Raw genomic sequence first — 13068 nt, 5'->3', positions numbered from 1 at the left:
TATGACACTAACAACCTTTTTATTACAAGCAGTAGCAAGTCTTCTTGCCATTATCACTTTTTTAATCGTACTCAATGTTCAACGCTCTATGCTCTTACCAGGAGGGATTTTGGGCATGACTGTCTGGCTAATCTATCTCTTGCTCAAGGAACCAACTAATGTCATTGTAGCTACCTTCATTGCCGCTATTATTGGTTCTTGTGTTAGTCAGATTTTAAGTATTCTTTACAAGACCCCTGCTGTGGTCTTTATCTTGGCAATCTTGGCACCCTTAGTTCCAGGCTATCTTTCTTATCGAACAACTGCCTTTTTTGTGACGGGGGATTATAGTCATGCTATTGCTAGTGCAACCTTGGTTGTCATGCTGGCTCTGGTAATTTCTATTGGCATGGCTAGTGGAACAGTGATTCTTAGACTGTATTCCTACTTACGAAAACAGCAAAATAATTAGACTAATAAGGGACTTGCTTTGGTGAATCAAGTCTTTTTTCTCTCTTTTACTGCTATTTGTGATAAAATAGTAATGAACGATTTTTTACATGAATGATAAAACAGAGGTAAATATGACAATCGGTATTGATAAGATTGGTTTTGCGACCAGTCAATATGTCTTGAAATTACAAGACTTAGCAGAAGCAAGGGGAATTGACCCTGAAAAATTAAGTAAAGGACTCTTGCTCAAGGAATTGAGTATTGCCTCCCTAACTGAGGATATCGTGACCTTGGCGGCCAGTGCAAGTGACTCTATTTTAACTGAGCAAGAAAGACAAGAAATTGATATGGTCATTGTGGCTACCGAGTCAGGAATTGACCAGAGTAAAGCTGCAGCCGTCTTTGTGCATGGATTGTTGGGTATCCAGCCCTTTGCTCGTAGTTTCGAGATTAAAGAAGCCTGCTATGGAGCGACAGCTGCCCTTCATTATGCCAAATTACATGTAGAAAATTCTCCAGAGTCCAAGGTCTTGGTCATTGCCAGTGATATTGCCAAATACGGTATTGAAACTTCAGGAGAACCAACTCAGGGAGCTGGAAGTGTGGCCATGTTGATTACACAAAATCCACGCATGATGGCCTTTAATAATGATAACGTGGCTCAGACCCGTGACATCATGGATTTCTGGCGACCAAATTACTCAACAACCCCTTATGTAAATGGTGTTTATTCTACCCAACAATACTTGGATAGTTTGAAAACGACTTGGCTTGAATACCAAAAACGCTACCAGCTTACCTTAGATGATTTTGCGGCTGTGTGCTTCCACTTGCCTTATCCTAAATTAGCCCTAAAAGGCTTGAAAAAAATCATGGATAAGAACCTGCCTCAAGAGAAAAAAGAGCTCTTGCAAAAGCATTTTGACCAGTCTATTCTCTACAGTCAAAAGGTGGGGAATATCTATACAGGTTCCCTCTTCCTTGGACTTTTGTCTCTCTTGGAAAATACAGATAGCTTGAAGGCTGGGGATAAAATCGCTCTTTATAGTTACGGAAGTGGTGCCGTGGCTGAATTCTTCAGTGGTGAATTGGTTGAGGGTTATGAAGCCTATCTGGATAAAGACCGCTTGAACAAGCTCAACCAAAGAACTGCCCTATCTGTTGCAGATTATGAAAAAGTCTTCTTTGAGGAAGTAGACTTAGATGAAACAAATTCTGCCCAGTTTGCTGGCTATGAAAATCAAGATTTTGCCTTGGTTGAAATTGTGGACCACCAACGCCGTTATAGCAAGGTTGAAAAAGAATGAAGATAAGTTGGAATGGATTTTCTAAAAAATCATACCAAGAGCGCCTCGAGCTGTTAAAAGCTCAGGCGCTCCTTAGTCCTGAGAGACAAGAGAGTTTGGAGCAGGATGAACAGATGAGTGTGACTGTCGCAGACCAGCTGAGTGAGAATGTAGTGGGAACTTTTTCTTTGCCTTATTCGCTAGTTCCAGAGGTTCTTGTCAATGGTCAGGAATACACAGTTCCCTATGTGACGGAAGAACCCTCTGTGGTTGCGGCGGCCAGCTATGCAAGTAAAATCATCAAGCGAGCAGGCGGTTTTACTGCACAAGTCCATGAGCGTCAGATGATTGGGCAGGTAGCCCTTTATCAAGTTGCTAATCCTGAACAAGTGCAAGAGAAGATTGCCGACAAGAAAGCGGAGCTCTTAGAACTTGCCAATCAAGCCTATCCTTCTATCGTCAAACGTGGAGGTGGGGCGCGTGATTTACATGTAGAACAGATTAAAGGTGAAACAAACTTTCTCGTTGTTTATCTCCATGTCGATACCCAGGAAGCCATGGGAGCCAATATGCTCAACACCATGCTGGAGGCCTTGAAACCAGTCTTAGAAGAACTCAGTCAGGGGCAGAGTCTTATGGGGATCCTGTCCAACTACGCGACCGATTCTCTGGTGACTGCAAGCTGTCGTATCGCCTTTCGATACTTGAGCCGCCAAAAGGATCAAGGACGAGAAATTGCAGAGAAGATAGCTTTGGCTAGCCAGTTTGCGCAGGTTGATCCTTACCGAGCAGCTACTCATAATAAAGGGATATTTAACGGTGTTGATGCAATTTTGATTGCCACTGGTAATGACTGGCGTGCTATTGAGGCAGGGGCTCATGCTTTTGCAAGTCGAGATGGCAGTTATCAAGGTCTTAGTCAATGGACGCTGGACCTTGAAAGAGAAGAATTGGTCGGTGAGATGACCCTGCCCATGCCTGTAGCGACCAAGGGCGGTTCTATTGGTCTCAACCCTCGTGTAGCCCTCAGTCATGAACTACTGGGAAATCCTTCTGCCAAAGAATTAGCCCAGATTATCGTGTCTATCGGTCTTGCCCAAAATTTTGCAGCCCTCAAAGCCTTGGTCAGTACAGGCATCCAGCAAGGCCACATGAAATTGCAGGCCAAATCCTTGGCACTTCTCGCAGGTGCTAGTGAATCCGAGGTAGCTCCCCTAGTCGAGCGCCTCATCGCAGATAAAACCTTTAATCTCGAGACAGCCCAGCATTATTTAGAAAACTTAAGATCATAAAAAACTCAGACGAATTTATCTGAGTTTTCTTGTGCTTATACTCTTCGAAAATCAAATTCAAACCACGTCAGCTTCGCCTTACCGTAGATATATGTAACTGACTTCGTCAGTCTTATCTACAACCTCAAAGCAGTGCTTTGAGCAACCTGCGGCTAGCTTACTAGTTTGCTCTTTGATTTTTATTGAGTATTAAATACTTTTTCCTGGCAATAATGTAACTGGTAAGAAGTAACCTGTTGTTGCGACTTCCTTGCCTTCGATTTTTTGCAAGAGGAGGTCAACAGTGAGGCAGGCAATCTCTTCCAAGGGTTGCTTAATAGTAGCCAGTTGAGGGTAGTAATTCTCGATAAAGTAGGTTCCATCATAGCCGATGATTTTGAGCTCTTCAGGAACAGAAATGCCTAGTTCTTGAGCAATTTTAATGACCAGAATAGCTGTTAAGTCATCCGAAGCGAAAATGGCATCTGGTTTTTGACGGGTCAAGATATTCTTGATTTCCATTTCTTTTCTGACAGGAGAAAAGTCACTGGAAACATTGATAATAGGAGCTTTTGGGAGTACAGATGCAAAGCCAGCGTGGCGTAGTCCAGTTGGTGAATTAGAATTGTCATTCCCTGTAATCATGATGATAGACTGGGCTCCTGTCTTAACCAAGGTCTGGGCGGCAAGAACTCCACCAGCATAGTTATCAGAGGAAACGACAGGAATGTCTGGTGACAAGTTTCGGTCAAAGGAAATAATCGGTGCTGTCACACGATTGTAGTCTTCAATTCCTAGGTTGTGACTACCAGAAATGATGCCGTCCACCTGATTGGCTTCCAGCATTTCGATGTACTCGCGTTCCTTCTCAGAGTCGTGTTCGCTGTTGCAGATGATGGTCTTGTAGCCATTTTTGAAGAGTTGGTGTTCCAGCTTATCAATCAATTCTGCGTAGAAAACGTTGGAAATATTTGGGAAAATCAAGCCGATTAATTTAGCCGATTTTCCTTGCAGACTACGAGCTAGGTTGTTGGGTTTATAGCCCAATTCTCGCATGGCTTCATTTACTTTTTGAATGGTTTTTTCAGATAGATAACCCTTTTTATTGATAACCCGAGAAACGGTAGTAGGGCTGACGCCCGCAAGTTTGGCGACATCAGTTAGTTTTGCGACCATAATTTAATTCATAGTATCTTCCAGTTGGGTTTCCAGATTTAATCAGGATCCCATTTTGATCCGCATGTGGGAAGACACGACCAGAAAATACTTTTTCTCCTTTATTGATGAAAATTTCAAAGACAGAGTTATCGATGAAAATCGTAGCAGTAGTAGCTTGATTGTCGATAGGGCAAGAGCGAGTTGTTCCAAATTCTTGAGCATACTGTTCACCAGCCTGGCTACGATCTACTGTCACTTGACCATTTACAAGGTCAAAGTTGATGGAAAGTCCCTTGCCTTCTTGATCAGCAAGTAAGACAATCTCGCTCTGACTATTAGCTTCCAAGTTGAGTTCGAGTTCATAAGTGTTCTTGGTTTGAGCACGGTTTGAGAAGGCTTCTTCAGAAGCACGAAGGTCCTTGATAGCTGCGACTGGGTATTGGTAGAGTTTGCCGTCTTTGATAGTGAGTTCCTTGACCAAAGAGAAGGTTCCTTGGTGGTCAAAACGGTCAGATGGGTAAGAAACATCTGGCAAGCCAAGCCAGCTAACAGCTAGAGCACGTCCATCAGGAGCGTTGAAGGCTTGAGTTGCATAGGCTTCGAAACCATAGTCCATGTTTTGAAGTTGAGATACATCTACCATTTTAGCATTTTCAGGGTCAAAGGAAGCCCCAATCTTATACATATTTGGAAAGATATTATCGTAGTCTAGAACTTTCTTATCCAATCCTTGTGGACAGTAGAGAAGGACAGGTTGTTCCCCTACAAAGACCAGATTTGGACATTCCATCATGTAGGCAGTACGATCGTTAGCAAAGTCAAGGTTGCCAACTGCTTGCCAGTTTGTGTAGTCGTTGTCTACAGCCTTGTAGAGACGGACGAAGCCTTTTTTCTCCAAGTCCTGTCCACCGACGATAGCATAGTATTGGCCCTTGAAGTTAAAAATTTGCGGATCACGGAAGTGGTCAGTTGAGTCAGCAGGCTGGTCGATTAAGATCTTATCAATCTTTGTAATCTTGCCATCCTTATTCATCAAAGCTCCAATCTGGTAAGGGTGACGGATCCAGTTTTCATCACGAACATTTCCTGTATAAAATAGGAACAAGTTATCGCCAAACTGCATGGCAGAACCAGAGTAGGCACCGTGGCTATCTAATGGAGTATCAGGCAAAATTTTGACTCCAGTTTCCGTGAAGTGAATCAAATCATCACTTTCTAGCTGTGCCCAAGATTTCAAACCGTGGGCTGCACCAAAAGGAAAATTCTGATAAAAAACAATCCACTTTCCATCAAAGTAAGAAAAGCCATTTGGGTCGTTGAGAAGTCCTGTTTTTGGCTCAACATGGTAATGAGTATGCCATGGAGATTGTGCCATATTTTCCTTAATATTCTTAATTTCTTCTTGCGTCCAGTCTTGATAAAGTCTGTAACGACGCTCAGTAGTCCATTCCATTCTTTCATTCCTCCAAAAATCTTATCACTTTTAATAGTAACCGTTTTCGGAAAAAAAAGCAAGACTTTTATGTTAAAAAAGAGAAAAAACTGTCAAACGTTTATCATAAAATAAATGCAGGAAACCAATCAAATTTTCAGGAAAATATGAAAGATAATGAAATAAAAGCCTTTTAACTAAGATTTTAAACTTGTTTTTTTAAGGAATTCCTGATAAAACAGTCAAAATCAATCAATCTAAAGCGAGCTTACTAAGTGGATAGAATATTTTTTCTGCAAAACGCTTGACATATTTCTAAAACATGATAAAATAAAAGTCGTAGGGCGGATAAAATCGCTTTCAAACAAGAACAAAATTTTATATAAGGAGATTTTTGCAAATGAATAATCAGGAAATTGCAAAAAAAGTCATCGATGCCTTGGGCGGACGTGAAAATGTCAACAGTGTAGCTCACTGTGCGACTCGTCTTCGTGTCATGGTCAAAGATGAAGGAAAAATCAATAAAGAAGTGATTGAGAACTTGGAAAAAGTTCAAGGTGCTTTCTTTAACTCAGGTCAATACCAAATCATCTTTGGTACAGGTACAGTTAACAAAATGTACGATGAAGTTGTTGCACTTGGTTTGCCAACATCATCTAAAGCTGACATGAAAGCAGAAGCTGCTAAACAAGGGAATTGGTTCCAACGTGCTATCCGTACTTTCGGTGACGTTTTCGTTCCAATCATCCCAGTTATCGTAGCGACAGGTCTCTTCATGGGTGTGCGTGGCCTTTTCAACGCTCTTGAAATGCCACTTCCAGGAGACTTTGCAACTTACACACAAATCTTGACAGATACAGCCTTCATCATCTTGCCAGGTTTGGTTGTTTGGTCAACCTTCCGTGTATTCGGTGGTAACCCTGCCGTTGGTATCGTTCTTGGTATGATGCTTGTTTCTGGTTCACTTCCAAACGCTTGGGCGGTCGCTTCAGGTGGTGAAGTAACAGCTATGAACTTCTTTGGTTTCATCCCTGTTGTTGGTTTGCAAGGTTCCGTTCTTCCAGCCTTCATCATCGGGGTTGTCGGAGCAAAATTTGAAAAAGCTGTCCGCAAGGTTGTTCCAGATGTGATTGACCTCTTGGTAACACCATTCGTGACACTTTTGGTTATGTCTATCCTTGGACTCTTTGTCATCGGGCCGGTTTTCCACGTCGTTGAAAACTATATCCTTATCGCTACAAAAGCGATCCTTAACTTGCCATTTGGTCTTGGTGGTTTCTTGATTGGTGGGGTTCATCAATTGATCGTCGTGTCAGGTGTGCACCACATCTTCAACTTGCTTGAAGTTCAATTGCTTGCTGCTGACCATGCTAACCCATTCAACGCGATCATCACAGCTGCTATGACAGCTCAAGGTGCTGCGACTGTTGCGGTTGGTGTTAAAACTAAAAATCCAAAACTGAAAACACTTGCTTTCCCAGCTGCTCTTTCTGCCTTCCTCGGTATTACAGAGCCTGCTATCTTCGGGGTGAACTTGCGCTTCCGTAAACCATTCTTCCTTTCATTAATTGCTGGTGCAATCGGTGGTGGATTGGCTTCTATCCTTGGACTTGCAGGTACTGGTAATGGTATCACCATCATCCCTGGTACAATGCTTTACATCGGTAACGGACAACTTGCCCAATACCTTCTTATGGTAGCTGTATCATTTGCACTTGGTTTTGCCCTCACTTACATGTTTGGTTATGAGGATGAAAAAGAAGTTGCTACTGAAGTAGCGACAGAACGTTTGGTCCAAGAAGAAACAACTGGTAACATTCCAGCAGCTCTTCAAAATGAAACACTTGTAACTCCTATCGTCGGTGATGTTGTCGCTCTTGCTGATGTCAATGACCCAGTCTTCTCAAGTGGAGCTATGGGGCAAGGTATCGCTGTGAAACCAAGTCAAGGTGTGGCATATGCACCAGCTGATGCTGAAGTTTCAATTGCCTTTCCAACAGGACACGCTTTTGGTTTGAAAACAACTGCTGGTGCTGAAGTTTTGATCCACGTTGGTATTGACACTGTATCTATGAATGGTGAAGGTTTTGAAGCAAAAGTTGCTCAAGGTGATAAGGTTAAAGCTGGCGATGTTCTTGGAACATTTGACTCAAACAAAATCGCTGCAGCTGGACTTGATGATACAACAATGGTTATCGTTACAAACACAGCTGACTACGCTTCAGTAGCACCAGTCGCAACAGGTTCAGTTGCGAAGGGAGATGCCGTTATTGAAGTGAAAATCTAATTAATCCTCTCAAAATGAAAACGAACAAATGACATGTTTGTTCGTTTTTGCTTGAATGGTAAGATTTACAGAGGAAAATCTAAAAAATAGAGAAATTTAGACTTTTCAAATATGCTATAATAAAGAAAATAAAAACAAGAGGTTTATCATGACAAAATTATATGGAAGCTTGGAAGCGGGCGGTACAAAGTTTGTCTGTGCTGTCGGTGATGAAAACTTTAACGTTGTAGAAAAAACACAATTTCCAACAACCACTCCAATCGAAACAATCGATAAAACCATCGAGTTCTTCTCAAAATTCGATAATCTTGCTGGTCTTGCAGTCGGTTCATTTGGTCCGATTGATATTGATAAAAACTCAAAAACTTATGGCTTTATCACGACGACTCCAAAACCAAACTGGGCAAATGTGGACTTGCTTGGTGCCCTTCGTCGCGCCCTAAACGTGCCAATGTACTTCACTACAGATGTAAACAGCTCTGCTTATGGTGAAGTGGTTGCCCGTAATAATGCTGGTGGTCGTATCGAAAACTTGGTTTACTACACAATCGGTACAGGTATCGGTGCAGGTGTTATTCAACGTGGTGAGTTCATCGGTGGTGTGGGTCACCCTGAAATGGGTCACTACTATGTTGCTAGACACCCAATGGATATTGAAAAGGAATTCAACGGTGTTTGTCCATTCCACAAGGGATGTCTGGAAGGCTATGCAGCTGGTCCAAGTTTGGAAGCTCGTACAGGTGTTCGTGGGGAAAATATTGAACTCAATAACCCTGTTTGGGATGTTCAAGCCTACTATATCGCTCAAGCTGCGGTCAATGCGACAGTGACTTTCCGCCCAGATGTGATTGTCTTTGGTGGAGGGGTCATGGCTCAACAACACATGCTGGACCGTGTCCGTGAGAAATTTACATCTCTTCTTAATGGCTACCTACCAGTACCTGATGTGCGTGACTATATCGTGACGCCAGCAGTCGCAGGAAATGGTTCTGCCACACTTGGAAACTTTGTTCTTGCAAAAGAAGTTTCAAAATAAAGCACAAAATCCGCTTGGGAAACCAAACGGATTTTTTACGTGTCAAAGCATTTGCCAGAAAAAGTCGATAATATAGGTCAGACCGTAGGTATAAACCACGAGAGTAAAGGGCTTGGTCAGAATGATGATGGTCATATAGCGCTTGAAGCTCATCTTGGTCAGGGCAGCCAGCATACAGAGAAAGTCAGCTGGACTAATGGGCCAAATCATCATAAAAATAAAGAAACGGTCAAAACGATTGCCCTTATCCAACCAACCGATATACTTGTCGTAGGTGCGCTTGCTGACGACAGACTGGACAAAGGCAGCTCCGTAGAGGCGCACCAGATAAAAGATAATGGCACAGCCAATGACAATGCCGATATAGTTGTAGATAGTCCCGATGATGTGACCGTAGATAAAGACCCCAGCCACCGAGGTCAAGGCTCCTGGAATGATAGGGACGACCGTCTGTAAAATCTGTAAAAAGATAAAGAGAGGTGGCCCCCAGATACCTGCCTGCTGGATAAAGGCAGAGAGGGTTTCCTTAGACTGTAAAATCCCAGCCTGATAAGCCCAAATACAGAAAATCAAACTCCCAACTCCACCGACAATCGATGAGATATTGATAACTTGCTGCAGAAGGGGAGAAACAGCTTTCATTTGTTTATCCTGTGACATGTAAACTCCTCATAGATAGTATAACTCTACTATACCATATTTTGGAGGAGAAAGGGGGAATGAGTCTTTTTTGTGATGGGAAGAGTGGTGGAATTTGAGGCTAAACATGCTATAATAAAGGGAGCAGACATGTAGCAAAGGAGAGAGTATGATACAGGTAAAACCAGAACTGGAGATAGAAAAACAACTGATCAGCCAACTGGTAACTGGGGAAAGTCAATGGACATACAGAGAAGACCTTAAAACAGAAGAGCAATTATGGGAAAACTTCTTTGAAAAGCTAGCCCAGAACAATGTGGCGCTATTGGCAGATCATCCCCTGACAGAACAAGAAAAACGCCAGATAAAGAATCAACTGAACTTTGTTAGCTACTATGATGCGGCCAAGTGGTTGGTCGGAGAAAATGGCATTGCCAAGGTTGAGGTTCAAAGAGAAGATGCTAGTTTGGGGACTATCCGTTTATCCGTTATCTGGCGAGACAATATCGCAGCTGGCAAGTCCAGTTATGAGGTTGTCAACCAAGTCGAGAGAGATAAGGTAAATCCTCAGGATCAAGATCGCAGGCTAGATGTGACCCTCTTGATCAATGGCCTTCCAATGATTCAGATCGAACTTAAAAGTCCCAGAGTTGCTTTTCTAGATGCCTTTCATCAAATTAAGAAGTATGATAGGGAAGGCAAGTTCCGTGGTATTTTCTCTAGCTTACAGATGTTTGTTGTGACCAATAAAGTAGACACACGCTATATCGCTGCAGCCAGAGAAAATAAACTCAACAAGCAATTTCTAACTAAGTGGGTGGATAAGGACAACCAACCCATAACGAGCTTGACCAGTTTTGCCCACGAAGTCCTTTCTATCCCTCGTGCCCACCAGATGGTTATGCAGTATTCTGTTCTTGATGATAGTAAGAAGGCTCTTATCCTTCTGCGTCCTTACCAGATCCATGCTATTGAGGCTGTTCAGGAAGCTTCTCGTCGTCAGGAGTCTGGCTATGTCTGGCACACGACAGGTTCAGGGAAGACCCTGACTTCTTATAAGGTGGCTCGGAATCTCCTACAAATACCTTCTATTCAAAAGACAATTTTTGTCGTTGACCGCAGGGACTTGGACCAACAGACCACTTCATCCTTTCTCTCCTATGCGACCAATGATGTTATTGATATTGACGAGACGGACAATACCCATGATTTGGTCAAGCGACTAGGAAGTAATGATAAGCGTGTGGTGGTAACGACCATCCAGAAAATCATCACCATGATGCGTAAGTTTGAGCAAGGTCTTTACCAAAGAGATGCTGACAAAATCAAGGGACTCCGAGTGGCCTTTGTCGTGGATGAATGCCACCGTGCTGTGACTCCACAGACACAAAAAGATATTAAGGCCTTTTTCCCTCAGTCGCTCTGGTATGGTTTTACAGGAACGCCTATCTTTAAGGAAAATAAACGCCAGCAGGTCGGTGATCTAGCCCAAACTACCCAACAACAGTACGGAGACCGTCTCCATGAGTATACAGTCAAGGAAGCCATCCATGATGGAGCAGTTTTAGGCTTTAAAGTGGATTATCGCAATACCCTCATCACAGATAAATCTGAAAATGACATGCCAGATACCGTATACGAGGATGAGGAGCATATGCTGGAAGTCTTGGATGCCATTATCAATAAATCTCGTCAACAATTAGGCTTCCAAAAAGGAGTGGGTAAGACCTACAACGCTATCCTGACCGTCAAGTCAATTCCTCAAGCCCAGGCCTACTATGATCTCCTCAAGCGAGTCAAGGCTGGGGAGACGAGGCTCAAGGTATCGGAGAGGGTCAAGCAGATCCTTCCTGACTTTCCAAAGGCGACCATCACTTATTCGGTCACAGAAAATGAAGAAGACTCAAGAGCCAATCAAGACCACATGAAGCAGGTTTTAGAAGACTATAACCAAGAGTTTGATACCCACTTTACCATGGCGGATCTTCGTGGCTTTAATACGGATGTCAATAACCGTCTAGCTCGAAAACAGGACAAATACCTCTATCGCAATGAACAGTTGGACTTGGTTATCGTGGTCAACCGTCTCTTAACAGGATTTGATGCCCCTTGTCTATCAACTCTCTTTATTGACAGAAAGCCCATGCAACCGCAGGACTTGATTCAGGCCTTTAGCCGAACCAATCGTATTTTTGATAGCAGTAAGACCTATGGTCATATCATCACCTTCCAAAAGCCCCTAGCTTTTAAGGAAGCAGTGGATAATGCCCTCAAACTCTACTCGAATGGTGGAGAAAACGAGGTCCTAGCTCCGAGTTGGGAAGAGGAGAAGAGAAACTTTTTGAGGAGTTGCAGTGATTTCCAAAATCTCATCACCGATGATCCTGAGGATGAACTCCAAATCGAGCAAGTTTCTACGCCTGAGTTGAGGAAACTAGCTAAAACCTATCAAGCCTTTGATAAATACCTAGCCTCTATCCGAGTGTATAAAGAGTATGATGAGGAAGAGCTTTACAGTCAGACGGGACTTGATGGAGAAAAGTTGGAAAGGTATCTGGGACTTTATCGAAATGTCCTTGCAGAATTAAAAAGCCGAGTAGAGGATGATGACGATGGTGAACCACTTGATATCCACTATGAACTGGAGTCTATCCAAGTGGACGAAATTAACTATGCCTATATCTTAACCTTGATCCAAAGCCTGATTGAGCAAGGCCAGAGTCAAGAAAAGAACCTCAGCGCTCAAGATAAGGAAGCGGTGGATAACTATATTCAGAGTCTTGAGAAGACCAATCCAAATCTTGCCCAGATCATCACTGAACTGTGGAGAGAAGTTCAAGAGCATCCAGAAAGTTATCGTGGTCAGTCTATCGCAAATATCTTGGATCAGATGATCGAGGCTGTCATCCAGCAACATATCCAAATCTTTAGCAAACGCTGGTATGTCGGCGAAGATGAACTCCGTTACTATGTCGAACACTGCCGTAAGGGAGCTAAAAAACAACTAGGAGAAAGTCAGCTGACCAAGAGCCAGCGCTATCAGGACTATAAGCTAGAGGTGGCGGATGCCCTCAATCCTCTCCTCTATAAAAAACAAATCAAGGAAGCTTGTACCCAACTGGTGGAGGAAGTTATTGAGCCCCTCAGAGCAGGGAGATAAGTTTGTAAGGTAAATTCCCAAACTAAGTTCCACTGCTACTCCAAGTGGAAGTTAGTCTGATAAAAATCCTAAAAACCAGTGGAAATCCGTGTCAGGGTAAATTCCACTGGTTTTAATCATGCTTGATTTCATTGCTTTTGTAGCCAAAATGAATCGAAAAAAAGAGCGCACAAAATCCCCTCATCTGAAAGCGTTTCAGATTAAGTTCCGCTATGGTGGAAGTTAGTGTGAGACGTTTGAATGGGGTTGAAGATTAGTTTTTAGATTTTATGTTGGAGTAATTTTGAAGACTGACAGACGTCTTCTGCAGGTATTTTAGAAATGCCGAGAAGCTTAGGAATCTCTTCTCCATAAGTAAAGGCAAAGA

Annotated in this window: 9 protein-coding genes; 6 read left to right on the top strand and 3 right to left on the bottom strand. The window is 42.8% G+C overall.

Features of this window, described 5'->3' with window-relative positions; genetic code table 11:
• Position 1 precedes the first annotated feature (1 nt).
• The 3 genes from D8787_RS05390 to D8787_RS05380 all read left to right on the top strand — a co-directional run bounded on the left by D8787_RS05390 (position 2) and on the right by D8787_RS05380 (position 3010).
• A complete protein-coding gene (locus tag D8787_RS05390; RefSeq protein WP_125421538.1) occupies positions 2-451 on the top strand; it encodes a threonine/serine exporter family protein in 450 nt (149 codons plus the stop codon).
• Between the two features lie 112 nt (positions 452-563).
• On the top strand, positions 564-1739 hold the full coding sequence (locus D8787_RS05385; protein WP_185776757.1) for a hydroxymethylglutaryl-CoA synthase: 1176 nt from the start codon (positions 564-566) through the stop codon (positions 1737-1739).
• Positions 1736-3010, top strand: coding sequence for a hydroxymethylglutaryl-CoA reductase, degradative (locus D8787_RS05380; RefSeq protein ID WP_125421532.1), 1275 nt, complete (start codon positions 1736-1738; stop codon positions 3008-3010). Before D8787_RS05385 ends, D8787_RS05380 begins: the two co-directional genes overlap by 4 nt.
• A gap of 189 nt (positions 3011-3199) precedes the next feature.
• On the opposite strand, the gene D8787_RS05375 is transcribed toward D8787_RS05380, so the two are convergent.
• Together D8787_RS05375 and D8787_RS05370 are read right to left on the bottom strand one after the other, a co-directional pair.
• On the bottom strand, positions 3200-4165 hold the full coding sequence (locus D8787_RS05375) for a LacI family DNA-binding transcriptional regulator (protein ID WP_125421529.1): 966 nt from the start codon (positions 4163-4165) through the stop codon (positions 3200-3202).
• The gene (locus tag D8787_RS05370; RefSeq protein ID WP_125421526.1) at positions 4146-5600 is read right to left on the bottom strand and encodes a sucrose-6-phosphate hydrolase; all 1455 of its coding nucleotides are present in this window, start codon (positions 5598-5600) and stop codon (positions 4146-4148) included. The genes D8787_RS05375 and D8787_RS05370 overlap by 20 nt, the downstream gene beginning before the upstream one ends.
• A 379-nt stretch (positions 5601-5979) precedes the next feature.
• Here D8787_RS05370 and D8787_RS05355 point away from each other — a divergent pair, with 379 nt between their 5' ends.
• Positions 5980-7866: a sucrose-specific PTS transporter subunit IIBC gene (locus tag D8787_RS05355; protein ID WP_125421523.1), complete on the top strand. Its 1887-nt coding sequence runs from the start codon at positions 5980-5982 to the stop codon at positions 7864-7866.
• 148 nt (positions 7867-8014) lie between these two features.
• Positions 8015-8902 carry a fructokinase ScrK gene (gene scrK / locus D8787_RS05350; protein ID WP_000164316.1) on the top strand — a complete coding sequence of 296 codons (888 nt, stop codon included), beginning with the start codon at positions 8015-8017 and terminating at the stop codon, positions 8900-8902.
• Between the two features lie 42 nt (positions 8903-8944).
• On the opposite strand, the gene D8787_RS05345 is transcribed toward scrK, so the two are convergent.
• A complete protein-coding gene (locus D8787_RS05345) occupies positions 8945-9562 on the bottom strand; it encodes a TVP38/TMEM64 family protein (protein WP_000076168.1) in 618 nt (205 codons plus the stop codon).
• Positions 9563-9710: 148 nt separating this feature from the next.
• Between D8787_RS05345 and D8787_RS05340 the strand changes: the two genes are divergently transcribed.
• A complete protein-coding gene (locus D8787_RS05340; RefSeq protein ID WP_125421520.1) occupies positions 9711-12701 on the top strand; it encodes a type I restriction endonuclease subunit R in 2991 nt (996 codons plus the stop codon).
• The last annotated feature ends 367 nt before the right edge of the window (positions 12702-13068 follow it).

It is taken from the genome of Streptococcus mitis (genome assembly GCF_003944325.1).
Taxonomy (GTDB): Bacteria; Bacillota; Bacilli; order Lactobacillales; family Streptococcaceae; genus Streptococcus; species Streptococcus mitis_CW.
Note: the sequence above shows the minus strand (reverse complement) of the source record. Positions and strands in the feature narration are given on the sequence as shown.